The sequence below is a fragment of the Advenella sp. FME57 genome (genome assembly GCF_014897675.1).
Lineage (GTDB): Bacteria > Pseudomonadota > Gammaproteobacteria > Burkholderiales > Burkholderiaceae_B > Advenella.
Window position 1 is genome coordinate 104,150 of the sequence record NZ_JABUXU010000003.1, and the last position, 25,073, is coordinate 129,222.

Here is a 25,073-nt window from a genome sequence, read left to right on the forward strand (position 1 = left end):
ACACTCAGGCGCTGCCGATCATTGCCGATGAAGGAATGCGCCACCGACATTGTCTGCATGCAGTTTGTGGCGGCACGCATCGTGCAAGGCAACGTGTCGGGTTCTGTAACTGGTCTGGTTTGGCCGTCGTTATGTCGCTGTTAGCCACAAATGCGATAGAAACCAGCGGCGCCCGCTGAACGTTGCCCTCCTGCGCCCGGCGTGCCAGGACTTGGCGTGAAGGGCAATCTCCGCAGATATCCTCCTGTCTCATGACGTCTGCTGCAAACCATACTGCGATTTGTCCCCAAGCATGGGGCCTGAATTGAGAAAATTTTATCGACTGGCTGAAAAACTCCTTAAAGTTATCAGATAACCTGATATATTTATGCCATGCAAATGACAACTTCAACGCTGACCGACCGTGTAGCCCAGATGCTGATGCAGCGCATTGCCGATGGTGTGTATCCTGTGGGGACTAAACTGCCGTCGGGCAAGCTGCTGGCCGGAGAGTTTTCCGTCAGCGCAGCGGTCATCCGCGAGGCGACCGAACGTTTGCGAACCAAGGGTCTGGTGCGTACCCGGCAGGGCGCCGGTTGCACGGTGCTCAGCCGCGATGTCAATGACGGTTTTCAGGTACCGGTGCCGGATATGGTGGATCGCGATGCCTTGCGCCATATCTACGAGTTGCGCTTCGAAATTGAGGGCGCTGCGGCGGCATTGGCTGCCGTCAGGGCGACCACCGAAGACTTGCGTCATATGCAGCATATTCTGCGATCGCTGGAAAAAAGCCTGCACCAGCCTGAAGAGGCGATGGAGTGGGATGTGGGGTTTCACCGGGCGATTGCCGAGGCAACGCACAACCCGCATTATCGTGACTTGCTGGCTTACCTGGCAAGGCAGTGGCGACAAAGTGTGCACGCAGCCAGAGTCCATACGCTGAAGACGGAACAGGCATTAAAGACGCAGCAGGCCTCGCGCGCGGGCGAGCGGGGGGTGGCCCATAGCCCATTGTCCAGGCGGGTGCATGCCGAGCATGAGCAGGTACTTGAGGCCATACGCCAGCGCGATCCGGAACTGGCCCGCAGCCGCGCCCAGACCCATCTGCGCAAGGCCAGTGAACGGTTGGAACTCGATACCAGTGCGTTCACGCGCAAGACTGGCGGCTAAGGCGCAGAGCCAGGAATTTATTTTTTTCGTAATCACACTGACTGCCGCACATGCATCTGTCGCAGTTGGCTTTAACACTATTAGGAAAGACAATGCAGGAATTTCTTGAAAAATTGCAGGCAGCACTGGGGCCAGACGTGGTGCAGATCGACGCGGCCGTCATCGAACCATGGCTGAGCGACTGGCGCGGTGTATATAAAGGCAACGCCCAGGCGCTGGTGCGCCCGGTTTCTACGGAACAGGTTTCGCAATGTATGCGTCTGTGCAGTCAATACAAAGTGCCGGTTGTGACGCGTGGCGGCAATACGGGGCTTTGCGGGGCCGCAACGCCCGATGCGGGTCCCGACAACATTATTCTGTCCCTGGATCGCATGAACAATATCCGCGCCATTGACACCATTGCCAATACGCTGGTTGCGGATGCCGGCTGCATTCTGGGCAATTTGCGACGCGCTGCCCAGGAGCAGGATCGCTTGCTGCCACTCAGTCTGGCGGCAGAAGACTCATCGCACATTGGCGGGAATGTTGCAACCAATGCGGGTGGCGTCAATGTGGTGCGTTACGGCATGGCGCGAGAGTTGGTATTGGGGATCGAAGCGGTGCTGCCGGATGGAGAAATTTTCAATGGCCTGCAGACTTTGCGCAAGGATAATACCGGCTATGACCTGAAGCAGTTGCTTATCGGTTCCGAGGGCACGCTGGGCGTGATCACCGGGGTCGCGCTCAGGCTGCATGCACCAACGCATGTCCGTAGCGTGGTGCTGGCAGCAGTCGAGTCTGAGCAGCAGGCTTTGGAATTGTTTCGTCTCGTGTTTGGCGCCTGCGGACCGCGTCTGCAGGCCTTTGAGTTTTTCACCGACGCCTGCCTGGACCTGGTGCTGACGCACGTTGAAGGGGTGCAATTGCCTTTTGGCGACCGCCATCCGGCCTATGTGCTTATTGAGCTGGCCGATACGGCCAATGAGCAGGCGCTGAGCCAGTTGCTGGAAGAGGTGATCGGTCAGGCGCTGGAGCAGGAACTGTGTGTGGATGCGGCGGTGTCTGCTTCGCTGGCGCAACTGCAGGCGTTATGGCGCTTGCGTGAAGAGATTTCTGAAGCGCAGCGGGCTGATGGTCCGCATCTTAAACATGATATTTCATTGCCCATTGAGCGTATTCCGGAGTTTGTCAACACCGCTCAAGCGCAACTGCGCAAGGTCAGCCCCGATTGCAGGCTGTTCGTTTTCGGCCATTTCGGCGATGGTAATTTGCACTACAACGTGTCGCGTCCGCAAGGGGCGGACAAGCGTTGGGCGGCCGAATGGGAGACCCGGATCGCAGACGCCGTGTTCGACGAAGTCATGGCGTATGGTGGCAGCATTAGTGCTGAACACGGTATTGGGCAACTGAAGCGCCATGCCTTTTTGCATCACAAGGATCCATTGCAACTGAAATTAATGCGCCAGATCAAGCAGGTATTTGATCCCCATGGCATCATGAATCCCGGCAAAGTGCTGTAGCCGGCAACAGGGCCAACAGGGTGTTTTGTGTGATGTAGAAAAGGGCCGCAAGCCGAACGGCACCGCAAACATTGGACTAAGAAACCAATATTTGATGGTGCCGTTTTTTTTACGCTGGTTACGACAGTCGTGCTGCAAGCGCGGCTCGCAGCACATATGGTCTATGCTGTTATGCGCCAGGGCGCAGGCTGCGATCAGCCGAAGACCTCATCCTGTACTGGCGCATCCGTCACCCGCTGACCACTGTCCAGTAGTACAGCGTGAGAACCGCAATAATGGCAAGTGCAATACCCAGCAGATTGATGCGGCTGATTTTCTCGCGAAACACGACGGCCCCCACAATCGTGCCCAGACTGATCACGCCAATATTCATGACCGTAAACACCAGCGTCGGATTCTCATGGAAAGTCTGGTGGGCGCGAATATAAAAAAGAATATTGCAAAAATTGAGCAGGCCCAGCAGCAGCCCCCCCAGGACGCTGCGGCCATTCCATTGCGTGCGGCGTACCAGCAGATACCCAAACATAATGACACCGGCAAGTACAAAAGATAAAAACAAACCGCTGGAAAATGCCGTGCCGGTTTTGGCGATCTGTTTGAACAGCATATCGACCACACCATAGCCAAGCCAGATCAGAAAGAGATACAACGCGCCCTGGCGCACGCTGGTGCCTGGCGTAGTATCAGCCGGCTTCCACAGCAGGCAGAACAACGCGGCAAATGCCAGCGCCAGGCTCAGGCCGCGATTGACCGAGAGTGCTTCGCCAAACAGGACAAACGAGGCCAGCACTGTCAGAAACAGGGACAGCCGCTGCGCGGCATCGGAGCGCACAATGCCGGCATATTCCACCCCCCGCGACATGATCACGAACAGCACCGGCAGTATGATGCCCAGTATGGCGAAAAGCAGCCATGGAAAGTGGTGGCCGGCCTTGGGTTCCAGCGAAGGTGCAAGCAGGAACCAGGTCAGTGCGCAGGCCATCACATAATTGAAGGCGATGGCCTGGCGGATATCAACTCCCTGGCGGCGGGCGACCTTGAGCAGCACCGAGACAGCCACACTGCAAAGAATGCTTAGAATGAGATAGGTCATATTTCAATTGTGAATGAGAAAGGGTGATATCAGGTTACGGTGATGCCGTGGTCGGATTTGTCAGGTTGGTCAGGACGCCGCCAGGGCGCTGCTGGTGCAGGCGCATGGTCGGGCAGCTGTGTCCGCCGCTGGTGTTACCGGGTCATCTGTGTGGCACCGGCCCACCGGTTTGAGATCGAGTCGCTGGAACAATGCCTGGTCTGCCTGCAACTGCGGGTTACCGGTAGTGAGCAGTTTTTCGCCGTAGAACATGGAGTTAGCCCCGGCCATGAAGCATAGGGCCTGCAGGCTGTCGGGCATGGCTTCGCGTCCGGCTGACAGGCGTACAAAGGTGCCGGGCATGGTAATGCGGGCAACCGCGATTGTACGAACGAACTCGAATGGGTCGATCTCTTCATTGTCGGCCAGGGGTGTGCCTTGCACTTTGACCAGGTTGTTGATCGGCACGGATTCCGGATAGGGATTCATGTTGGCCAGTTGGGCAATCAGTCCGGCCCGCTCGCGACGCGACTCGCCCAGGCCGACAATGCCGCCGCAACATACGTGAATGCCTGCATCGCGTACACGCTCCAGCGTATCCAGGCGGTCCTGATAGGTGCGGGTCGTAATGATTTGCCCGTAAAACTCAGGCGAGGTATCCAGATTATGGTTGTAATAGTCCAGCCCGGCCTGCTTCAGTTGTGCTGCCTGGCCGTCACGCAACATGCCCAGCGTGACACAGGTTTCAAGGCCCAGCTCCTTTACGGCGCGGATCATCTCGGCGACCGCATCGACCTGATGCGGCTTGGGATTACGCCAGGCGGCGCCCATGCAGAAGCGCTGCGCGCCCGCGGCTTTGGCCTGCTGCGCCGCGTGTATCACCTGGTCCAGCGGCATGAGTTTTTCACGCTCCACAGCGGTGTCGTAGCGGGAAGACTGCGGGCAATAGGAACAGTCTTCAGGGCAGCCGCCAGTCTTGATGGAAAGCAGGCTGGAAAGCTGCACTGCGTTGGGCTCGTGATGTTCGCGATGCACCTGCTGGGCGCGGAAAAGCAAATCCATGAAAGGTAACTGGTATAGGTCCAGTATGGCCTGGACCGTCCATGCGGCGCCGGACTCATGGTTTTTGTGCACTGAAAGGGTATCCATGCTTACGTTCCTTGTCGTTTAGATAGTGTCTTGCCGTACAGGCAGTGCAGGGCAAAGGAGTGTGACGATGTAAACGTATGCTACGCAAGCGATTTAATTGATGCAATTTAAATTAATTGCACGATGGCTGCGAGTTGGTGTGTTTTGATGCGAATTAATGGAAGTTATTATTTTTTGTTGTGGTGTGTTGACGAGCGTGTCGGGCGTTTCGCAAAAAAATACATTCCCTGGGCGGGCGCGGTACCCTAGCAGGGAATGCAGTGGGTGGCGCTGGTTCGCCAGCGGCAACAGCGGCAAGGCTGCCTGCCGCTTCGCGTGCCGGATCAGCCGCCGTAAATATCGTATTTGAAATATTTATCGGCAATTTTCTGATAGGTGCCATCCTTGCGGATTTCATCAAATGCCTTGTTCAGTGCGTCCTTCAGTTCGGTATCGTTCTTGCGCACGGCAAAACCGGTGCCCTGGCCGAAAATCTCGGGATCGGCAGAAGAGGGGATCGGGTCGCCCACAAGCTGGAAGTCTTGGCCGCCCGGGCTGTTGACGAACTCGGTCGTCACGCCGCCATCGGCAAACACAACATTGACGCGGCCGGTAGTCAGATCGTTATAGGCATCTTCCAGCGTTTTATAGCGCTTGATATTGGTGTCCTTGAAGTACTTGGTCGCGTATTTGTCCTGGATGGTGCCTTGCTGCACGCCCAGATCCAGACCCTTGAGGCCTTCAGCGGTAGACTGATAGGTTGCGCCTTTTTTGGCGACAAACATATTGGGCGTGGTCCAGATTTTCTGCGTAAACAGTACCGCTTTTTCACGCTCGGGCGTAATGCTCATGGAAGAGGCGATGACGTCAAATTTCTTGGCGCGCAATGCGGGAATAATGCCGTCCCAGCCCTGATTCTGGAAAGTGCATTTGGCTTGCATTTTTTCGCACATGGCCTTGGCCACGTCGATATCGAAGCCGACAATTTCGCCGGATGGACTGGTGGACTCAAAAGGCGCGTATGTTGCGTCCGTACCGAAGCGGATGGTTTTGTCAGCCGCGACGGCTGAGGTGGAAACAGCCAGCGCGATTGCGCACAGACCGATTCCGAAAACGTGTTTTTTCAGGTTCATGGATATTCCTAAATGACGTAAGCAGTGCTGCAGCGGACAAACAGTCTTCAGGCCGGCGCCGGATGCATACCTGGTAGCATGAGGCCTTTGCCCGATCTGTTGCCGTTTGCAGCGTTGTCGCACCACCGCAGGCGGTGGTCCAGATTGAAGATTATGACAGCATCAGCCGGAAAATGTACAGGGAGTTTCCCTCAGGCGGCATAGAGGGCTAAGGGAAAACCGGCGGTTTATTTCAACGGTCAGGGCGATATAATGGCCGCGGGCGCCGGGATGGCGGATAAAATTGGGCGCCAATGGCACCGGTTTTACCGAACCGGGGCATGCGCCGGGCCAGTTATTGCGGTCTGGCTGTGGCCAATGGTATTGTTCTTTGCCCGTCAGGCACTGCAACGAATGGGTTGTGTATAGTCAAAAAGTATGCGCAGCGCCATGTAATGGGAAACAGGATGGAAGAAATAAATCTGATCGGTCAGTATCTGCCCCGCATTTTGCAGGGCGCGGTGCTGACCCTCGAAATTGCCGTGCTATCGCTGGTCATTTCTGTCGTTATCGGGTTGGTGGGTGCCAATATGCGGCTGTCGCGCAATCGCCTGCTCGCTCGTCTTGGCTGGGTCTATTCCAGCGTCGTGCGCGGGGTGCCCGACCTGATCTGGATGCTGATGGTGTACTACAGTGCGCAAATCGGCCTGAACGCCATTACCGAAGCCTGGGAGCTGGATTACTTCGAAATCAGCCCTTTTGCAGCGGGCGTACTGACCCTGTCATTTATTTTTGGCGCATATTTCACTGAAACCTTCCGTGGCGCCATCATGGCCATCCCCTACGGACAGATTGAAGCCGGCCACGCCTACGGTATGCGTGGCCTGCAGGTGCTGCAACGCATAACCTTTCCGCTGATGATGCGTTTTGCCCTGCCCAGTGTACGCAATAATTGGCTGGTCCTGACCAAGGCCACGGCGCTGGTATCCATTATCGGCCTGGATGATATGACGCGCATTGCACAGCAGGCCGGCAGCGCAACCCACATGCCTTTTGTCTTTAACACCGTCTCGGCGCTGTTGTTCCTGCTGCTCACTACGGTATCGCTGTATGTGTTCCGATATCTGGACAAGCATTATCAACGTGGTTTTGCCAGAGAGGACGCGCATGTCTGAAACGCTTTCCCTGTTTCTTGACGCGTTGGTCACCTGTTTGCGGGCAGCGCCGCTCACGCTCACGCTCACGGCCTTGTCAGTGGCGGTGGGGCTGTGCATGGCCATTCCGCTGTCCGTGATTCACCAGCGCCAGCATACGCTATCCGCACGCCTGGTTCATGCCTTCACCTACTTCTTTACCGGCACGCCGCTGCTGGTGCAGATCTATATTATTTATTACGGCATTCCCAGTTTTAACTTCATCGGACAGCTCATGTCGCAGCCCGGCTTCGGCTTTCTCAAGGAAGGCTTTGTCTGGGTGCTGGCTGCCCTGACACTGAACACAGCAGCCTATTCCACAGTGATTTTTTCCGGCGCCATCAAAAATACCGATCGCGGAGAAATTGAGGCGGCTCGCGCCTATGGCATGAATCGACGCAATGCAATGCGCCGCATTATTCTGCCGTCGAGCTTGCGCCGTGCATTGCCGGCCTATAGCAATGAAGTCATCATGACCATGCATTCCACAGCGCTGGCCTCTACGGTGGCCATGATGGAAATCACCGGCGCGGCCAGCCTGTTTGTGACCAATACCTATCAACCATTCATTGCCTATTCGGCAGCAGCGTGTATTTATCTAGTGCTCAATTTCGTGCTGGTCTTTATCTTTCGAAAAATCGAGCAGCGCTATCTTGTTCATCTGAATTCCCGACATCTGGCACAAGCATAATGCATCACAAAAAACATGTTTTATCACTAAGCGCTCCCGGTGCTTCATTTGAAATCAATGCCTTTCATTTCGGGCCGACCGATACCGGCCGCAAGGTGTATATGCAGGCCAGTCTGCATGCGGACGAATTGCCCGGTTCGCTGGCGGCCTTTTACCTGAATCGTCGTTTGCAGGAACTGGAGCAGCAGGGCGCGCTCAACTGTGAAATTATCCTGGTGCCGTTTTGCAACCCGATCGGGCTGTCGCAAACCGTGTTCTATGAGCATATCGGCCGTTTCCAGTTGCCGACCGGACAGAATTTCAATCGTCTTACCGGTGTCCCGCTATACGAGAACCTGCAGACTGCTTTGCAAAACAGCCGTGAAAAGCCCGGTGCAGATGCCCAGGCCAATCTGGCGCTGATCCGCGGCAAAATGCGGGACGTGCTGGATGCGCTGGCGCCCGCCCGCCTGATCGACGAGCTGCATGTCACGCTGTTGAAAATGGCGTGTGATGCCGACGTCGTGCTGGATCTGCATTGCGATAACCGCGCGGTCATGCATGTGTATTCTCTGCCTCAGGTTTGGGACCGCTGTGAACCGTTAGCCCGCTATCTGCAAAGCGAATGCCAGTTGCTGGCCGAAGATTCTTTGTCATGTTCGTTTGACGAAATGGTGTCCACCCCCTGGCTGAAACTGCAAAGCGTATATCCAGAGGCGAACATTCCGCTGGCATGTTTTGCGGCAACCGTTGAATTGCGCGGTGATCGCGATTTGACACATGAGTATGCCGAGCATGATGCGCTTGCGCTGATCCAATATCTGAACCAGCAGGGTTATATACAGTTGCCCGCCACCGAGGTGGCGCCAATGCCGCCATTACGCTGTGAGCCGCATCCGCTGGGCGGGCTGGCCTATGTGGTCACGCCTTGTGCTGGTATTGTGGTGTATCATGTTGCCGCAGGGCAGTGGGTGCAACGCAATCAGCTGCTGGCCGAAATCGTGGATCCGGTCGCGCTGACGGTGACGCCAGTCAATGCGCCGGTCGGCGGGTTTATATTTGCCACTGCGGGCGTACGCCTGGCGCAGACTGAAACCAAGCTGCTTAGCCTGTCCAGCCCCGACGATATCGGCAGCGTGGGGCTCTCGCCCTGACGTACGGTTTCTGTATAGCGGCTGGCGCGATGCGAGGGTGCTGCATCGTGCTTGTCGCCGTGGTGCGTATCTTATTTTTCCAGCAACCACGATTGCAATGCCACCAATGTCTTGGCATCGCGAATCTGTTGCTTGTCAATGGCCTGGCGAACTTCTTCGCGGCTCATCAATACCGTTTGCACAAATTCATCGTCATCTGAATCCAGGGTGCTGTCCTGTCGTACGCCTTCGGCACGGAAGATGTACATCAACTCGTCGCAAAAGCCGGGTGCCGTATAAAAGGTGTGTATCAGTGTCATGCCGCCAGCGGTATAGGGCGTTTCTTCGGCCAGTTCACGATAGGCGCATTGTTCGGGCGGCTCGTTGTCTACATCCAGTTTGCCTGCTGGTATTTCCAGCAGCGGGCCGCCAGTAGGGTGGCGAAACTGCCTGACCAGAACGACTTTGTCTTCGGGCGTGACGGCCAGCACGGCGACCGCGCCGCAGTGTCGCACCACTTCGCGGGTCGCCGTCTTGCCATTGGGCAGGACGACGGTGTCGACCGTCACCTTGATGATCTTACCTTCAAAAATAAAGGCGCTGTCCTGCAGGGTTTCGGTCAACGCCGCGTCGGGCGTATCGTCTGTGATTGAAGTGCTGGATGAATAAGTAGACATAATGGGCGATCTCAATCGAATAATCATGCGGATGAAAGAATGAGTATAGGTTACCACGGTGACGTCCGGCTTACCGGTTTCGGTGGCATCGCTGTCCGACCCGAGGTAGCAGGCGAGGTGATTGTCTGAAGAGCCAATTCACGGTTTGCGCCAAGCGGTTCAAAGCAAAGGCGAGAACAACCGCGCGACGGCTTTGCTCAGCCTGGAAAAGAACGGTTGGTGCGTCAGTTGCACTTCCTGCGCATATTTCATGGAGGCATTGAATTCTTCCAGCAATACCTGGTTTGCCTCGCGTTCGTAGCAAAGCACGCTCACTTCAAAATTCAGGTAAAAGCTGCGGTTGTCGAAATTAGCCGAACCGATAAAGGAGATGTCGTCGTCCACGATCATGCTTTTGGTATGTAGCATGCGAGGGCCGTACTCGAAGACGCGGATGCCTGCGGCAACCAGATCATCGAACCAGGATTGGGCCGCCTTGGTCACCACATAGTTGTCGGTTTGCTTGGGCAGCAGAATGCGTACGTCGACGCCGCGCAGGGAGGCGGAGGTCAGCGCCTGGGCCGAGGTTGCGTCCGGTACGAAGTACGGTGTGGTCAGGTAGACGCGGTGGCGCGCGCGCTGTATGGCATCAACCGTGACGCGTAAAATGGAGGCGTAATCAAAATCCGGGCCTGATGGAATGATCTGGGTACGTATCCAGCGCGGTGTTTCCTGAACCGGCTGGCTGTCGTGGCTTTGCTCATCATTGGCCAGGCGTCGCGCAGCAGGCGCCTTGCCGGTCTCTTCCTTGGTCTGTTCCTGCAGGCGTTCAAGACGATCACGATAGTGCTCGCGCAGCATGTGACGTACCGACAAGTCGTGCGTGGAATAGTGCCAGTCTTCGACAAAAATGGTTTCCAGCCAGGAGACGACCGGACCGGTCAATTCCAGGTGTACGTCATGAAATGCCCGCTTGTTGCGACGCCTATCTTGCTGGTCGCTGATGTTGATGCCGCCGGTGAAAGCCACTGTGCCATCACAGATGACAATTTTTCGGTGGTTTCGCAGGTTCATGAACGACAGCAAATGCTTCAGGCTGATGTCGTGAAAGAAGGTCAGTCTGGCTCCGGCGTCGATCAACGGGCGCATGAAACGGCGGTTCAGGCCCAGCGAACCAATGGCATCAGCAATCAGGTAGATTTTGACGCCCTGTTTGGCCCGCTCGGTCAGCAGGTCGCGCAGGGTGGTGCCGGTCTGGTCCTGTTCAAAAATATAATACTCAAGAAAGATGTAATGCTGCGCTTCGCGTACCGCTTCGAAAATACGGTCATAGGTTTTTTCGCCACCCGATAGCAGCTTATAACTGGTTGCGTAGCTCAGCGGATAGTGGGTGATCTGCAGGGCCAGGTCATGGATGGGGCGTTGCTGCTCGGTCAGGTCCGAAGGCTGAATGCGCACGTTCCATAACGTATCGTCGCGTTCAATAAGGTGCTTGCTCAGGCTGCGATTAATCCTGTTGCGGGTGATTTTTTTCGGGCCGAAAAAATAATAAATGACAAAACCGACGACCGGTACAAAGCTTAGAAACAGAATCCACGTAAGCGTGGAGACGGGCGGGCGCTTTTGCAGCACCACCCATAGCCCGATCACGATGATATAAACGGCCCAGAGCACGTTCCAGAACCATTCGCTGGCCAGCCATGCCGCGCCCATCAGCGAACCGTCCGCCTGCTATGTTGTGCTGGAGAAGGGTCATTGTGCTGTCGGTGGCGACGATACCCGGGGACGATGACCAGAACAGGCAAGTGCAGCGGCTTCCAGGTGGGGTGCGTTTGGCCTTGGTCGCGCTTCATGAATGTCATCCTGCAAGAGGGGCGCTGCACGCATGCACGCTTTCGAATTCCAGCAACCAGCGCTTGCGTGCCAGCCCGCCACCATAACCGGTGAGTGAGCCGTCGGCGCCAATAACCCGGTGGCAGGGAATCACAATGCTGATGCGGTTGCGATGATTGGCGGTGCCGACAATGCGGGCATGCGCGCCATTGCCTATTTCGCTGGCCAGGTCGCCGTAACTGCAGGTCCTGCCATAAGGAATTCGCTGCAAATGCGCCCATACGGTTTCATCAAAAACGGTACCAGGCGCATCCAGGGCGAGCTCGAATGTTTGCCTTTGGCCGGCGAAATAAGCATCCATCTGTTGCTGTACCGCATCCAGGCACGGATGATCCTGTCGGCTCAGGGCAAATCCGTAACGAGTACGCAAATCGGTGATTTCCTTGGTGATCGTCTCGATCGTGTCCAGAAACTCCAGCAGCACCACGCCTTTATCCGACGCCATGGTAATCATGGGACCCACAGGAGAGTCCAGAAACCGGTAATGCAACGGCTTGCCGCCGGCGCTGTGGGGCACGGGATTATCGCAGAGCGCGTGAACACCGTGTTGCAGGCACGCCAGTGTCTCTGGGGCCAGGGTGAAAGCAGGGTGCGGGAATAATTCGTTATTGAGCATGGGTCATAACAAGGAGAAACGGTACCGGTCGCGGTGGGTAAGGTCGCCGGACAGACACCTATCTTACTGTGAACAGAAGTCAATGGTGCGATTTTACGTGATCAGCTCATATTCGCAACAGTGCCAGCGGCGGTTAACAATGAGTGGGCCGGCACAAGGGCAAGGACGTGATGGGCTGGAGGTTATACGCAGGCGATACTGTAGTGAAAGCGCTGCGGGCAGTCGGGCACAGCATCCATTTTTCCGAATTCCGCCGCAAACCACTTGTCTGACATGGGTAAATGAAATAAGATGTCATACAACATAAAGATGATAACAAGATTGTCATGTATCTTGCGGCACTTGCGCTGCGTTTCCATTTTTTCAACGACAGGGTATTCATGAATCCACAGGAATTGAAACAGACCGTCAGTGAAGGACTGTTGTCCTTCCCCGTTACCGATTTTGATGAGCAGGGCGATTTCCTAGCCGACAGCTATGCGCGCCGACTCGAATGGCTGGCGCCCTATGGCGCCAGCGCATTGTTTGCCGCAGGGGGGACAGGCGAGTTTTTTTCGCTTGAGCCGCAAGAGTATTCAAATGTGATAAGCACCGCAGTGCAAACCTGCGCAGGCAAAGTTCCGATTATTGCTGGGGCGGGTGGCGGTACCCGGTTGGCGATCAGCTATGCACAGCAGGCAGAAAAGGCCGGCGCTCAGGGATTGCTGCTGATGCCGCATTACCTGACCGAAGCTGATCAGGACGGTGTTGCGCTGCATGTGGAGCAGGTATGCAAAGCGGTCGGGTTGGGCGTTATAGTTTATAACCGATCGCTGTGCCGGCTCAATGCCGATCAGCTTGAGCGGCTGGCCGAACGTTGTCCGAACCTGGTGGGTTACAAGGATGGCATAGGCGATATTGAGCTGATGGTCACGATCCGCCGTCGTCTGGGTGAGCGCCTGTCTTATCTGGGTGGGCTACCCACTGCCGAGTTCTACGCTGCCGCTTATCGGGCGCTGGGGGTGCCGGTGTATTCGTCGGCTGTATTCAATTTCATTCCGAAAACAGCCATGGACTTTTATCGTGCTATCGTAGCAGGAGACCAGGCAACGGTTGACCAGCTGATAACGGATTTTTTCATTCCCTATTCAGTCATCCGCAATCGTTGCAAGGGATATGCGGTTAGTATCGTCAAGGAAGGCGCCAGAATTGTCGGACATGACGCCGGCGGTGTGCGGGCTCCCCTGACCAACCTGACCCGCCACGAGAGCGAGGCGCTGGCTGCCCTGATTCATAAGCTGGGGCCTCAATAGTTTGTCGTGAGCAAGCCCGCAGCCCTGGAGCTAAAACACATTGGAGCGTATGTTGACCATCGTGCAGCGCTGGTGGCCAATGCAGGTATCAACAGGCCAGGCTTGTTCGTTTACCAGTGAGGATCATGTTGCAAGAGACACTTAAGCCTTTATATATCCGAATCAGTGGCCAGGACAATGTCGCTATTGTTGTCAATGAGGGCGGGCTGCCGGCCGGCGCTGTCTTTGCCTGTGGCCTGACATTACAGACTGCAGTGCCGCAGGGACATAAGGTCGCCTTGCAGGCGATTGCCAAGGACGCACCGGTCATCCGTTACGGCGTGGCCATCGGTTATGCGCTGTGCGACGTAGCGGCGGGCACCTGGGTCAATGAAGCCATGTTGCGCATGCCGCAGGCGCCGACGCTGGATGCGCTGCCGGTGGCGACGTGCCAGCCGGGCGAGGCAGCGCCGTTGACAGGCCTGACTTTTGACGGGTATCGCAATGCCGACGGCACGATTGGCACCCGCAATATCCTGGCCATCAGCGTAACCGTGCAGTGCGTGACAGGCGTCGTTGAATTTGCAGTGCGCAAAATTCGCGAAGAATTATTGCCGCGCTATCCGAACGTAGACGATGTGGTGTACCTGGAGCATGGTTATGGTTGCGGTGTGGCGATTGATGCGCCCAATGCCGATATCCCGATTCGCACCTTGCGTAATCTAAGCCTGAATCCCAATTTCGGCGGTCAGGTTCTGCTGGTCAGTCTGGGTTGCGAAAAACTGCAGCCGGCAAGAATGTTTCCCGTCGGCAGTATTCCGATAGCGCAGGACGACCCATATCTGATTACGCTTCAGGACGAAGAAAATGTCGGCTTTGCCAGCATGATTGAGGCGATCATGACAAAGGCCGAGAGACGGCTGGCCCAGTTGAACGCCCGCAAGCGTGAGCCCTGTCCGCTGTCGGGGCTGGTGGTGGGAGTGCAGTGCGGCGGCAGCGATGCCTTTTCCGGCGTTACCGCCAATCCGGCGGTCGGGTATGCGACTGACCTACTGGTGCGGGCCGGTGCGACGGTCATGTTCTCGGAGGTCACCGAAGTGCGCGATGGCATTGCTCAGTTGACCGCGCGCGCGGCGACCCCGGAAGTTGGCCAGGCGCTGCTGCGTGAAATGCAGTGGTATGACAATTATCTGATGCAGGGAGGGGCGGATCGCAGCGCCAATACGAGTCCGGGCAACAAGCGCGGCGGCTTGTCCAATATTGTGGAAAAAGCGATGGGCTCGATTGTCAAATCGGGCACGACGGCGATCAACGGCGTGGTTGCGCCCGGTGAAAGAGTGGCCAACAAGGGACTCAATTTTCTGGCCACGCCGGCCAGCGATTTTATTTGTGGCACCCTGCAACTGGCTGCAGGCATGAATCTGCATGTCTTTACCACCGGCAGAGGGACGCCCTATGGCCTGGCGGCGGTGCCCGTGATCAAGGTGGCGACTCGCGACAGCCTGGCGCGACGCTGGTTTGATCTGATGGATCTGAATGCGGGCCAGATTGCCACGGGCCAGGCCACCATTGAACAGGTGGGCCAGGAACTGTTTGATCTGATGTTATCCATTGCCAGTGGCCGGCAGCAATCCTGTGCCGAAAAGCTCAAACTGCACAATTCATTGGTCCTGTTTAACCCGGCGCCGGTGACCTGATGGTGGTATTCCGATCGGAGCTAACCGGCCTGTCATTTTCAAATGTCGCAGAACAATCCTGGAACTGGAGGCGTTCTGGCCGTTTTTAGGAAAAAACGTTTTAAAATCATACTTTTCCTACCTGTAACCAAACTATTCTTACGGTGACCACAGTACCTATGCCAACCCGCCTATTGATTAACGCTGGCCCAATTAAAAAAAGAGGCAGAACGCTCTCGGATGAAGTGGTCGAGCAACTGACCGAAAAAATCCAGTCGGGCAGCCTGGAAGTGGGGAAAAAGCTCCCGACAGAATCCGAATTTGTCGAAGCCTTTGGCGTGAGCAGAAGTGTTATTCGCGAAGCCATTTCACAATTGCAGGCGCGTGGCCTGGTCGAAACGCGCCACGGTGTCGGAACCTTCGTGCGTGAGCCTTCTGTCAAAGATGTGATTTTCGATCGCAGCACCATGTCGCCGGGTACGGCCGAAGAGCTGGCCGCCGTGCTGGAGGTGCGGGCATGCCTGGAGTCCGAGGCGGCAGGCCTGGCGGCCCAGCGGCGCACCGACGAACAGTTGGCAGAGCTTGAGCGCATTCTGCGCGCCTTGGTCAAGGAAGATATTTCCCGCGATATTTCGGTGGATGTCGATTTTCAGTTCCATGAACAGATCGCCAAGGCGACACACAACTCGCACTTTCTGGATCTGCTGCGCCAGTTGGGCAAACACGCGATACCGCGCAGCCGGCTGGCGATTTTCGATCAGGAAAAAGCCATGTACCAGCAACGCCTTAACATGGAGCATGAGGCAATATTTAACGCCATCGCGGCGCAGGATGCCGATGCTGCGCGTGCCGCCATGCGTATGCATATTATCAATAGCCGCCAGCGCATGAGGTCGGCGAGCAAATAAACGGTGCCGCCACGCTGTCGTGCGTGGGTTTTTATGTGCAGCTGCCTGTGCCGGTCCTTGCGCCGGCCGAACGCTTCGTGGTCCTTGACGGACCCGTGCGACTGTGCTGTCATTGAGCTGAAAGACAAAAAAGCCAAAGCCTCAATGGCATCAGCGAGAAGCCTGTCGTTTTGCCGCAAGGGCGTTTGGCCTGGTCCCTGCAATGACAAAGGAGCACTATGACAGTCGAATACGCAAGACAACATTTTCCCGCGCTGTGTCGCCCCCGTCTCGCAGACAGTCACAAGGGCAGCTTCGGTACCGTCGGCGTCATCGGCGGGGCGCCTGGCATGACGGGGGCTGCATTGCTGGCTGCCCGGGCAGCCCTGATGCAGGGCGCAGGCAAAGTGAAAGTCGGGTTTGTTGATGATTTGCCTTTTGTTGTTGACCCTTCGCACCCCGAACTGATGCTGGGGCGCGCCGACCAGTTGCTGCGTTCGGACCAGATGACCGTGTGCGTGGCCGGTGTGGGCATGGGGCTGGATGAGAAGTCACTGGGCCTGCTGTACCAGGTCTTTCGGGCGACCCTTGATATTCCGTTGGTACTGGATGCAGACGGCCTGACTTTGCTGGCACAGGGGAAAATTGGCGCCGGCGCGCGTAATCGGGTACTGGTGCTCACGCCGCATCCTCAGGAAGCGGCAAGGCTGCTCGATTGCGACGTGACAGAAGTGCAACAGGGCCGGGCGCGTGCCGCCGTGGCAATCAGCAAGAAATATGAGGCGTGGACGGTGCTCAAGGGCTACAGAACGGTCATCTGCTCGCCACAGGGAGACACCCATGTGAACAATACCGGGAACCCCGGGCTGGCCTCTGGTGGCACCGGCGACGTCCTGGCGGGGATGCTGGGCGCATGTCTGGCGCAAGGCATTGAAGCGGGCCAGGCAATATCTGGTGCAGTGTGGCTGCATGGTGCCGCGGCCGATCTATTGGTCAAAGAGGGCACGGGCCCTATCGGCCTGACGGCCACCGATGTCTTGCTGGCAGCGCGTCGTGTACGCAATGCAATGGTGATGACCGACTCGTGATGCCGGATGCTTTGCGCCCGGGCCAAGCTTCAATAGGCGGGCAAATTGTTGTATTTTTATTGCATTGCCGAAAAAGCTTGCGCAAGAGCGCAAAAGAAGTCATAATTCCGCTTCTTCGCTAGACAACATTAGTTGAGGCGTGTGGGGGTATAGCTCAGCTGGGAGAGCGCTTGCATGGCATGCAAGAGGTCAGCGGTTCGATCCCGCTTATCTCCACCAAAAAATTTCAACAAAGTTGTTGGCAGGAAACCAGAAGATGTGATAGAATCTCGGATTCTTAAATTGACTGGTTAGTAGTTTCAGGCAGTATTTACATGCCAACGTAAATACAAGGTTTGAGAGAAAAAGTTAGTACAGTCCTGTCCCCTTCGTCTAGAGGCCTAGGACACCACCCTTTCACGGTGGGTACAGGGGTTCGAATCCCCTAGGGGACGCCAGACATTTTGTTTTATAAACAGATTGTTTGAAAAATTTCACCGCTGCGGAGCGGTAGTTCAGTTGGTTAGAATACCGGCCTGTCACGCCGGGGGTCGCGGGTTCGAGTCCCGTCCGCTCCGCCATATCTTTGTTGTAAATCAATCACTTAATTGTCTTTCGATTATTTCATATGATGAAGTGGTGACGCTTTTTCGCAAGTGGTGATTTCCAGCCGTCTATTCAGTTGCTGGCTCTACCCCATAAACGGGGGATGGCATTCACCAAACTCGATTAATCACTCCATTCCAACCGCATTGGGCCAAGACCCTCAGCCGGTAATTCTCAAAATTTCTAAATCCATATGCACGCCGCGAGAGCATTTCCATTTTAGTATGGAAGCCCTCGGTAATGCCGTTCGATTTGGAGAAACGCCACATCCGCACAATCGGCTCCAGCCAGGACTTAAGCGTGCTGGCCAGGGCACTCGCGGGACTGTAAGCGAACTGCTCCAGTAGCCCAAGCAACCGGGGCAGCAGCCGTGTGGCCTGTTTTGCCCGGATGTTCTTTTGCACCAGAAACCCGTTCAGTTGCTGGCGAGCAACGTAAAGTGAGCGTAGCACGGGGTATCGCGCCAGGTACTGCTCCAGCCGCGCCTTCTGCTGCGAGCTCAGCTTCCAGTGGTGGCGGCGCATCAGGTTGATCAACCCCCGGTTCTTGCGGCCCTCGGGGTCGTGCTGCTGCCACAGCTTCATAAAATGCTGATTGACCAATCGCACACCACATGAAACCGGTCGGCCAAACATTCCGGGCAGATGCAAAAGCAGCGGTCCCTAGCTATTTCCACCTCGGCAGTCTGATACAGAATATCCAAGCCGCAATTTACACAGGTCCACATAGCGTAGGCCCCTGATCGGTCATAATTTGGTGACGAACATCGTAGCTCTATTGAATGATGATTTTCTTACAGCCAGCCCAACCTGAGTCAATATCCCAATAGTGATTGCATAGACTGTCACTGGTTCCTATCTACGCTGACAATTGGTTCATTATTTTTCATACGTCATTGTTTTTATTTAAAAATCATTGATTTTCATCTGATGTTTGTTAATAATTTGTCTATAAAATATTTCAATTATTTACAGCCGTAAGGGTGAATAAGCTAAGTCGCCCATCAAAGATAACCAATTAACAGGATAGGTGAACTCATGGCAGATATATATATTGATGAATCCATAGATCAACTAACAGTTGATCAAGCTGACTACGAAGCAGACGGCACGCTTAATGTTCAGTTGGGGCCTATGGGCGCGCTCAGCAATTTAAAAATCACAAATCCGTCCGGCTCGCCGGATCCGCTCAATTTGACAGTATCGAGCGGTCGGTACGAAGCCAATACCTCTTTACACTTAGACGATGGTGCTGATGTCAAACTTGTTGCGTTTGATGGCTCGTATATAGGTAGCTATAACGGGCCCATTGTTGAGGTTAATAATGGTTCCACGCTTGAACTTACACCTGAGTTTATATCCAGTGGGCAAGTCCCTTTAGATATTCGGGCTTATGGGAACAGCAAAATTATATATGACTCGACAGGAACCAATATCGATCAGTCCAGCCCAGAGATCCTGATATATGCTATGCATCCTGGTTCCGAATTACAGGTTATCGGCGCTGATAGTTATAGTTATATCGATGAGGTGCTTACTTTCAAAAACAGTGATGGTGAAATCGTTGGTAATTTCAAAGCCCCATGGCTGAATGACCCTATGGAATTGGAAGGTGACATACTGACAATCACATGTTACTTAAAAGGTACACACATCGCGACACCCGACGGGGAAGTCAAAGTCGAAACCTTAAAAGCAGGTGATAAAGTACTGACCGCAAGTGGCGGTGTTGCCACAGTCAAATGGCTGGGCTTTCGCAAACTGAACAGAAATCGCATCCCCGAATCTCTCGTCTTACGCGCTTCTCCAATTCGTATTTGTAAAGGCGCTTTCTCTAAAAATGTGCCGCACCGCGATCTGACTGTCTCTCCTGGCCATCGCTTCAACTTTGATGGCGCCCTGGTTCCCGCTCTGTCCTTGGTCAACGGCATCACCGTTATCCAGGACTTCGACGTTCAGCAGTTCGAGTACTATCACGTCGAGTTGGAGAAATTCGACATGCTGCTGGCCGAAGGCGCTGCTGCAGAAAGCTATCTGGACGTTGGCGATTATCGCCAATCATTTGAAAACGCCCATACCGTAGCCGCGCATCCTGATTTTGGACCTGCGCCTGAGCGTGTTGTTCTGCCTGATTACGTTCAGAAAATTACACCTGAAATCATTCAACCCATTCGCCAAGAACTGTTCGATCGCGCGCAGGTGTTGACTGGTGCAACGCGCTCAGGTGACGCCAATCTGCGTGTTGAGACAAATGGCGTAATGATCGCTTCACTGACTCCATGCGCTAAACGCGGAGTGTATCGTTTCGAGCTCCCCGCAGGACTGAAATCTGACATCCGCATCCTGTCGAACTCAACTGTCATACGTGATACATCGCTCAACAGCCGTCGCGATATGCGCATAGTTGGTGTCGGTCTGAACGAGATCGGTCTGGTTGTAGATGGTATTCGTCATCAAATTGATATTACTGACAAGTCGCTCACAGGGTTGCATGAGGTTCAGGACGTGAATAACACGAATATGCGCTGGACAACGGGCGAGGCAGTCATTCCGGCAAGTCTGGTACCAGCATCAAAAAGCACTATTGCCTTGGATTTGAGTGTCTTGCGTACAAATATGTACTGGACCGCCGGCGAGCAGCAAAAAGCACGAAAAGCAGCCTGACAGTGGGCGCAGTTAGCAATCGGCTATAAGGAGAGCCGCACTCTTGTGCGGCTTTTTCTACACATACAGGCCACGCATATCCTTGGATCTCGTCACAAGATATCTATCCGGTTCACGGCTCTGACTGACTCTTCCGCACATATGCTGCCCCTTGATGAGTGAGCTAAATTCACTTGCACGACAAATCGTTGATGACGTGTCAAACCTTAGCCTCACCAGCCCGATTGGTGTTTGTATGCAACTAATAATCGCGTGTCACGGTTTTGTCATATAAATCCCCGAGAATATTCTATTGTTCCAGTAATATCAAAATATGGAATTCAACAATAACCGCTTTCTGAGGCTTTCATGACTGACAAAACCTATAACATCCTATTCCTCTGCACTGGCAATTCTGCTCGGAGCATTATGGCAGAAGCCCTTGCGACTACCCTAAGCCACGGTAAATTCATTGGCTACAGTGCGGGCAGCCACCCGGGAGGACAGGTTAATCCATTTGCTATCGATAAAGTAGAAAAGACTGGCTATCCTACCGACAAGCTGCGCAGTAAAAGCTGGGATGAGTTTGCTGCCGTCGATGCGCCGCATATGGATTTTGTGATTACGGTTTGTGATAATGCCGCGGGAGAAGTGTGTCCACTATGGCCTGGGCATCCAATATCCGCACATTGGTCTTTTGAGGACCCGGCTGCTGTTCAGGGTACAGAGGACGAGAAGCAGGCTGCGTTTGATAAAGTATTCAGGCAAATAACGATGCGGATGAACTCGTTCATTAATTTGCCATTCCACCTACTTGACAAAGAGGCCATTCAAAAAGAAGTCAGAAAGATCGGCGATACGCCGGCGGCCAACTAATTACGACAGCGCTGATCGAATCTATTAATTGGCCATGGACAATTTCATTCCATGGCCAATTCGTTTACTGTTTACCACAGCGTGAGCCTTAATGCCAAGGCAGCCAGCGTCACTAGTAGAACCGGTACAGTCAACACGATACCAACCCGGAAATAATATGCCCATGTAATCGTCATGCCTTTGCGCGACAGAACATGTAGCCATAACAGTGTTGCCAGACTACCAATGGGCGTAATTTTTGGCCCCAGGTCACTACCGATCACATTCGCATAAATCATGGCTTCTTTTATGACCCCGGTGGCCTGGCTAGACTCGATCGACAATGCGCCTACAAGTACAGTAGGCATATTATTCATGATGGACGATAGAAACGCTGTTAAAAATCCTGTCCCTAGCGCCGCGCTCCAAAGGCCTTTGTCTGCCAAATCGTTTAAAAGTCCTGCTATGTAATCTGTTAAGCCTGCATTGCGCAGTCCATACACCACCAAGTACATTCCCAAAGAGAAAATCACAATTGACCAAGGTGCCTCGCGGATTACCTTCTTTGTGCTGATTACATGATTGCGGCCAGCCACAGCCAACAAAACGGCAGCGCCCATGGCGGCAATGGCGCTGACTGGAATGCCGAAATTCTCAAGCACAAAGAAACTGATCAAAAGTAATGCCAACACATACCAGCCTGCACGGAATGTTGCGAAATCCTTAATCGCTTCGTTCGGCTGCTTGAGTTGTCGGCGATCATATGTAGCGGGCACGCTTGAGCGAAAATACCAAAGTAAAACAAGTAGCGTTGCTGCAACTGATACAAAGTTAACCGGTACCATGATAGCGGCATACCGCGCAAAACTAATGTTGAAAAAGTCTGCCGAAACGATATTTACCAGATTTGAAACGATCAAAGGAAGACTGGCCGTATCGGCGATGAATCCTGCCGCCATGACAAAAGCCAAGGTAGCTCCCGGACCGAAACCGAGAGCCAAGAGCATTGCCATGACAATGGGCGTAAGAATAAGGGCTGCTCCATCATTGGCGAAAAATGCTGACACCGCAGCGCCAAGCAAAATAATCAGACAGAATAGAACCTTGCCCTTGCCGCCGCCCCAACGAGCGACATGTAAGGCTGCCCATTCAAAAAAACCAGCTTCATCTAATAACAAGCTGATAATAATAATGGCAATAAATGTGGCGGTTGCATTCCACACGATATTCCATACGACCGGAATGTCGCCAATTTGAATGACACCAAATAATAACGCCAGTAATGCTCCAAAAGAAGCGCTCCAACCGATGCCTAATCCACGAGGCTGCCAGATGACTAATACAATAGTCACAATAAAAATTGCTACAGCTGTAAACACGTTAATCCTTGTTGAATAAAATCAGCAGTTTTTGCTGATCATCGTATAGAGAAATGGTGCGAATTAGAACACTGAGGATGTGATTAATGATTGTCGATTAACGCTTCAGACCTGGCGCAGGGGTCCATCGAAACTGAAATGCATAGGTTCCCGCCACAGCAGTTTTCTGTTAGGAATGACAGCAACTCTGACATTGACTGGAACTTTACCGAGTAAATGACATACCGACCTTCTTGCCGGGAATCCAGCAGGTCGGCGTTCATTAGTTCTTTCAAATGAAACGAAAGCGAGGAGGGTGGGATCTCAAGCAAGTCAGCCAGCTGTCCCGCCTGTAAACCCCCGGGACCGGCTTGCATTAAATGACGATAGGCCACCATGCGGGATTCATGGGCCAATGCGGCTAGCGCCTTCACGGCATTTTTTGTTTCCATAGCAGTTCTCAATATTATCTACGATATTTCGATATTTATAGAATTATAGTATAATATTGTCATTGATACTATTTTATTGACTGTAATATGAAGTTATGACACGCATATTACATGCCAGTTATTTGTTTTTAACCAGCTAACAGAGTGTAATTTTTCAAATTTTGGAGCAACATGAACGACGTTACTATCTACCATAACCCGGACTGCGGCACTTCTCGCAACACATTGGCAATGATACGTAATGCGGGCATTGAGCCGACTATTATTGAATACTTAAAAACGCCGCCAGATCGTGAAACAGTGAAATCTCTTATCTCGCAGGCAGGGTTGACGGTGCGCGAGGCGCTAAGAGAAAAAGGAACGCCTTACCAGGAACTGGGGCTATCAGAGTCCTTGTTGACTGAAGACCAATTGCTTGATGCAATCGAGGCGCATCCGATCCTGATTAACCGCCCATTCGTTGTGACTTCCAAGGGGGTCAAACTGTGTCGTCCCTCAGAGGTTGTTCTGGATATTTTGCCTCAGCCGCAGTTGAATGACTTTGTAAAAGAAGACGGCCAGGTCGTAGCGAGGAATGAGTGATCCGAGTTCATGACTGCCTGACAAAGCGCGGCCCCCTGATCATAGCTTGTCCTATTTATTAAAATATTATGAAATCGATAGAATTTACTTCGTCAGACGAGATGCCAAATCTGAACAGCGACCAATTTGACACACCTTCAATCGAGAAACTCGAGTTATCTGCAGATTTTCCACATCCGCCACGAATACTTTTATTGTACGGATCTTTAAGAGAGCGTTCGTTCAGTCGCTTGTTGACCATGGAAGCTGCCAGAATTCTCGAAAAACTGGGGGCGGAGACGCGTATTTTTGATCCTCACGGTTTACCGCTGCCGGATAGTGTGCCGGCGAGTCATCCGAAAGTGGCCGAATTACGGCAATTATCAGAATGGTCAGAAGGGCAGGTATGGTGCAGCCCTGAGCGACATGGCAATATGACTGGTGTTTTTAAAAGTCAGATCGATTGGTTGCCGCTTGAGATAGGAAGCGTAAGGCCGACGCAAGGCCGAACGCTTGCGGTTATGCAGGTGTCTGGGGGCTCGCAGTCCTTTAATGCTGTCAATTCCTTAAGAATTCTGGGACGCTGGATGCGCATGGTGACTATTCCTAATCAATCTTCAGTGGCAAAAGCTTACCTGGAGTTTGATGAGAATGATCGAATGAAACCATCTCCATACTATGACCGGGTCGTGGATGTGATGGAAGAGCTCTACAAATTCACCTTGCTAATACGAAGCCGTAGCGATTATCTTACAGAAAGGTATAGTGAAAGAAAGGGTGTTGCCGCATCGGCCCTGCGCCACACCGAGGCGGCAATGAATCAAGAGGTTTGACTTCAAGAGATTCTGCGGTTCAAGCTCAACGGGTTTGAGCCGATAAATGATTGTGTTTCATACACTTGGCAGCGTGGGTGTCATGTCATGAAGGACAGTTGCCGCGCCGTGTGCCAGGCTTCTTTTGAACTGCCAATGCTGGTGTGCTGTTTTTGATTTTCCACTGCCCCGCACTTATACAGATGTCATATTTTTTTCGCGTCGGCAAAAGCAGCAGGAATTTGTCTGTCGGCCGGCTGTCCTCCGGAGATGGCCGGGAAATAGATGGCCTGTCGTCTATTGTGACAGGCGGCATATTATGTTTGTGGCAGGCTATTTTCTGTGCCTGGCGGCTTCGTCTCTTTGTATCCGATCCAGCGATCTCTCGGTTTCGTTTTCGTTAAGAGCCTGTTGTTGCAGCATGCATTGGTCAAAATGAGGTGAACCAGGTTGGATACCCAGCGTGGCGCACTGCTTGCGGTATCCATCTGCTTCCATATCGTCCAGCGCCTGGCATCCGCTCAGCAGGCCGGCCAGCACAAGGCTCATGGCTACGATGGTTTTGGTTGACGACAGTTGACGCATTATATTTTCTCCCCTGAAAAAAAGAATGAATGTTCATTAAATCATTGATCATGGTTTCTGCATAGCGGTTAATCCGCTCCGGTATCCTGAATGAAAAGTGGCGGTATCGGTTCAGTGTCGCAAACGAACATACCAAGCGCCCAGCGCACATATAATCACGCATGCAATCACTCATGCTCA

Annotated in this window: 23 protein-coding genes and 3 tRNA genes; 16 read left to right on the forward strand and 10 right to left on the reverse strand. The window is 53.7% G+C overall.

Translation table 11 applies throughout. The features are described 5' to 3' along the window. Positions 1 to 378 precede the first annotated feature (378 nt). Both INT32_RS05160 and INT32_RS05165 read left to right on the forward strand, forming a co-directional pair. Entirely contained in the window at positions 379 to 1,149 is a 771-nt protein-coding gene (locus tag INT32_RS05160; RefSeq protein ID WP_370540176.1) for a FadR/GntR family transcriptional regulator, read from the forward strand. Between the two features lie 92 nt (positions 1,150 to 1,241). Next, positions 1,242 to 2,648, forward strand: a complete 1,407-nt coding sequence (locus INT32_RS05165; protein ID WP_193087671.1) for an FAD-binding oxidoreductase — start codon at positions 1,242 to 1,244, stop codon at positions 2,646 to 2,648. Positions 2,649 to 2,877: 229 nt separating this feature from the next. Here INT32_RS05165 and INT32_RS05170 read toward each other — a convergent pair whose 3' ends face one another. The 3 genes from INT32_RS05170 to INT32_RS05180 all read right to left on the reverse strand — a co-directional run bounded on the left by INT32_RS05170 (position 2,878) and on the right by INT32_RS05180 (position 5,981). Further along, positions 2,878 to 3,741, reverse strand: a complete 864-nt coding sequence (locus INT32_RS05170; protein WP_193087672.1) for an EamA/RhaT family transporter — start codon at positions 3,739 to 3,741, stop codon at positions 2,878 to 2,880. A 69-nt stretch (positions 3,742 to 3,810) separates the two neighbouring features. Continuing rightward, complete coding sequence (gene bioB, locus INT32_RS05175) at positions 3,811 to 4,869, reverse strand: biotin synthase BioB (protein ID WP_193087673.1); 1,059 nt, start codon at positions 4,867 to 4,869, stop codon at positions 3,811 to 3,813. A gap of 323 nt (positions 4,870 to 5,192) precedes the next feature. Further along, entirely contained in the window at positions 5,193 to 5,981 is a 789-nt protein-coding gene (locus INT32_RS05180) for a lysine/arginine/ornithine ABC transporter substrate-binding protein (protein ID WP_193087674.1), read from the reverse strand. A 446-nt stretch (positions 5,982 to 6,427) separates the two neighbouring features. On the opposite strand from INT32_RS05180, the gene INT32_RS05185 reads away from it, so the two are divergent. From INT32_RS05185 to INT32_RS05195, 3 genes are read left to right on the forward strand one after another with little or no spacing between them, the layout of a single operon-like run. Continuing rightward, a complete protein-coding gene (locus INT32_RS05185; protein WP_193087675.1) occupies positions 6,428 to 7,135 on the forward strand; it encodes an ABC transporter permease in 708 nt (235 codons plus the stop codon). Next, positions 7,128 to 7,844: an ABC transporter permease gene (locus INT32_RS05190; protein WP_193087676.1), complete on the forward strand. Its 717-nt coding sequence runs from the start codon at positions 7,128 to 7,130 to the stop codon at positions 7,842 to 7,844. The genes INT32_RS05185 and INT32_RS05190 overlap by 8 nt, the downstream gene beginning before the upstream one ends. Further along, positions 7,844 to 8,977, forward strand: a complete 1,134-nt coding sequence (locus tag INT32_RS05195) for a succinylglutamate desuccinylase/aspartoacylase family protein (RefSeq protein ID WP_193087677.1) — start codon at positions 7,844 to 7,846, stop codon at positions 8,975 to 8,977. The genes INT32_RS05190 and INT32_RS05195 overlap by 1 nt, the downstream gene beginning before the upstream one ends. Before the next feature lie 71 nt (positions 8,978 to 9,048). Here the strand turns inward: INT32_RS05195 and INT32_RS05200 are convergent, their stop codons facing one another. The 3 genes from INT32_RS05200 to INT32_RS05210 all read right to left on the reverse strand — a co-directional run bounded on the left by INT32_RS05200 (position 9,049) and on the right by INT32_RS05210 (position 12,121). Next, the gene (locus INT32_RS05200; RefSeq protein WP_193087678.1) at positions 9,049 to 9,633 is read right to left on the reverse strand and encodes an NUDIX hydrolase; all 585 of its coding nucleotides are present in this window, start codon (positions 9,631 to 9,633) and stop codon (positions 9,049 to 9,051) included. Between the two features lie 159 nt (positions 9,634 to 9,792). After that, positions 9,793 to 11,325: a phospholipase D-like domain-containing protein gene (locus tag INT32_RS05205; RefSeq protein WP_193087679.1), complete on the reverse strand. Its 1,533-nt coding sequence runs from the start codon at positions 11,323 to 11,325 to the stop codon at positions 9,793 to 9,795. Positions 11,326 to 11,470: 145 nt separating this feature from the next. Then, on the reverse strand, positions 11,471 to 12,121 hold the full coding sequence (locus tag INT32_RS05210) for a methylated-DNA--[protein]-cysteine S-methyltransferase (protein WP_193087680.1): 651 nt from the start codon (positions 12,119 to 12,121) through the stop codon (positions 11,471 to 11,473). A gap of 380 nt (positions 12,122 to 12,501) precedes the next feature. Here INT32_RS05210 and kdgD point away from each other — a divergent pair, with 380 nt between their 5' ends. From kdgD to INT32_RS05245, 7 genes are all read left to right on the forward strand, one after another. Next, complete coding sequence (kdgD, locus tag INT32_RS05215) at positions 12,502 to 13,413, forward strand: 5-dehydro-4-deoxyglucarate dehydratase (RefSeq protein ID WP_193087681.1); 912 nt, start codon at positions 12,502 to 12,504, stop codon at positions 13,411 to 13,413. Positions 13,414 to 13,538: 125 nt separating this feature from the next. Then, positions 13,539 to 15,089 (forward strand): galactarate dehydratase, encoded by a 1,551-nt coding sequence (garD, locus tag INT32_RS05220; RefSeq protein WP_193087682.1) that lies wholly within the window; start codon positions 13,539 to 13,541, stop codon positions 15,087 to 15,089. 158 nt (positions 15,090 to 15,247) lie between these two features. Next, positions 15,248 to 15,976: a FadR/GntR family transcriptional regulator gene (locus INT32_RS05225; protein WP_193087683.1), complete on the forward strand. Its 729-nt coding sequence runs from the start codon at positions 15,248 to 15,250 to the stop codon at positions 15,974 to 15,976. A gap of 218 nt (positions 15,977 to 16,194) precedes the next feature. After that, positions 16,195 to 17,043 (forward strand): NAD(P)H-hydrate dehydratase, encoded by an 849-nt coding sequence (locus tag INT32_RS05230; RefSeq protein ID WP_193087684.1) that lies wholly within the window; start codon positions 16,195 to 16,197, stop codon positions 17,041 to 17,043. A 143-nt stretch (positions 17,044 to 17,186) separates the two neighbouring features. Further along, positions 17,187 to 17,262, forward strand: a tRNA-Ala gene (locus tag INT32_RS05235). A gap of 142 nt (positions 17,263 to 17,404) precedes the next feature. After that, a tRNA-Glu gene (locus INT32_RS05240) sits at positions 17,405 to 17,480 on the forward strand. Positions 17,481 to 17,526: 46 nt separating this feature from the next. After that, positions 17,527 to 17,603 (forward strand) — tRNA-Asp (locus INT32_RS05245). A gap of 135 nt (positions 17,604 to 17,738) precedes the next feature. Here the strand turns inward: INT32_RS05245 and INT32_RS05250 are convergent. Beyond that, positions 17,739 to 18,230, reverse strand: a complete 492-nt coding sequence (locus INT32_RS05250) for a transposase (RefSeq protein ID WP_193087685.1) — start codon at positions 18,228 to 18,230, stop codon at positions 17,739 to 17,741. Between the two features lie 435 nt (positions 18,231 to 18,665). On the opposite strand from INT32_RS05250, the gene INT32_RS05255 reads away from it, so the two are divergent. Together INT32_RS05255 and INT32_RS05260 are read left to right on the forward strand one after the other, a co-directional pair. Then, positions 18,666 to 20,291, forward strand: a complete 1,626-nt coding sequence (locus tag INT32_RS05255) for a Hint domain-containing protein (RefSeq protein WP_193087686.1) — start codon at positions 18,666 to 18,668, stop codon at positions 20,289 to 20,291. A gap of 348 nt (positions 20,292 to 20,639) precedes the next feature. Beyond that, complete coding sequence (locus INT32_RS05260) at positions 20,640 to 21,146, forward strand: arsenate reductase ArsC (protein WP_193087687.1); 507 nt, start codon at positions 20,640 to 20,642, stop codon at positions 21,144 to 21,146. 71 nt (positions 21,147 to 21,217) lie between these two features. On the opposite strand, the gene INT32_RS05265 is transcribed toward INT32_RS05260, so the two are convergent. Continuing rightward, positions 21,218 to 22,504 carry an arsenic transporter gene (locus INT32_RS05265; protein WP_193087688.1) on the reverse strand — a complete coding sequence of 429 codons (1,287 nt, stop codon included), beginning with the start codon at positions 22,502 to 22,504 and terminating at the stop codon, positions 21,218 to 21,220. Positions 22,505 to 22,587: 83 nt separating this feature from the next. After that, the gene (locus tag INT32_RS05270; RefSeq protein ID WP_193087689.1) at positions 22,588 to 22,935 is read right to left on the reverse strand and encodes a helix-turn-helix transcriptional regulator; all 348 of its coding nucleotides are present in this window, start codon (positions 22,933 to 22,935) and stop codon (positions 22,588 to 22,590) included. A 171-nt stretch (positions 22,936 to 23,106) separates the two neighbouring features. On the opposite strand from INT32_RS05270, the gene arsC reads away from it, so the two are divergent. Next, entirely contained in the window at positions 23,107 to 23,517 is a 411-nt protein-coding gene (arsC, locus tag INT32_RS05275) for an arsenate reductase (glutaredoxin) (RefSeq protein ID WP_193087690.1), read from the forward strand. 101 nt (positions 23,518 to 23,618) lie between these two features. After that, positions 23,619 to 24,329 (forward strand): arsenical resistance protein ArsH, encoded by a 711-nt coding sequence (arsH, locus tag INT32_RS05280; RefSeq protein ID WP_370540181.1) that lies wholly within the window; start codon positions 23,619 to 23,621, stop codon positions 24,327 to 24,329. 312 nt (positions 24,330 to 24,641) lie between these two features. Here arsH and INT32_RS05285 read toward each other — a convergent pair whose 3' ends face one another. After that, positions 24,642 to 24,893 carry a hypothetical protein gene (locus tag INT32_RS05285; protein ID WP_193087692.1) on the reverse strand — a complete coding sequence of 84 codons (252 nt, stop codon included), beginning with the start codon at positions 24,891 to 24,893 and terminating at the stop codon, positions 24,642 to 24,644. Between the last annotated feature and the right edge of the window lie 180 nt (positions 24,894 to 25,073).